We start from the raw sequence: 544 nt of genomic DNA on the forward strand, positions 1-544 counted from the left end.
TAATAGGAGTAATATATAACATTGATTATGCAAATTCAATAAAAAGTTCAAATTATATGAGTACATATATAATATCAGCATTACTTAGCATATTTACTGTAATAATATCTGTATATAAACCACTTAGACTATGTTCTAAAATAGACCCTATGATTTGTATAAGAAGAAATGATGAAAAAATTAAAATAAATCAAAAATCAATAATAAGTAAATTTATGAACAAATTTTACAAAGATTATGGAAATATAGCATCTAAAAATATACAAAGAAACAAAAAGCGTACGAATGTAGCTATAACATCAATGGTAATAATATTCTTTTTAATGTTTACAGTATATACTAAATCAACTAGCAATTTTTTAGATTCTGGTGGAATGAGACTATGGATACCAGGAGAGTATTCGATACAAAATATTGATCCATCATCTACCATACAAAATGAAAAAAGTTATGATTCAAAAGTATTAAAAGAGATAGAAAATATAGATGGAGTTAAAAAAGTAAATGCATTGAGAGACAAACATTTTAATATAAAAACGGATGA

General features: G+C 23.5%; 1 protein-coding gene. It reads left to right on the forward strand.

Annotated elements, in window-relative coordinates; genetic code table 11:
- On the forward strand, positions 1-544 hold a 544-nt coding region (locus tag AZI32_RS18685; protein WP_345968973.1), incomplete at both ends, for a hypothetical protein.

The organism is Clostridium sp. ATCC 25772 (genome assembly GCF_001573875.1).
Classification (GTDB): Bacteria; Bacillota; Clostridia; order Clostridiales; family Clostridiaceae; genus Clostridium_J; species Clostridium_J senegalense.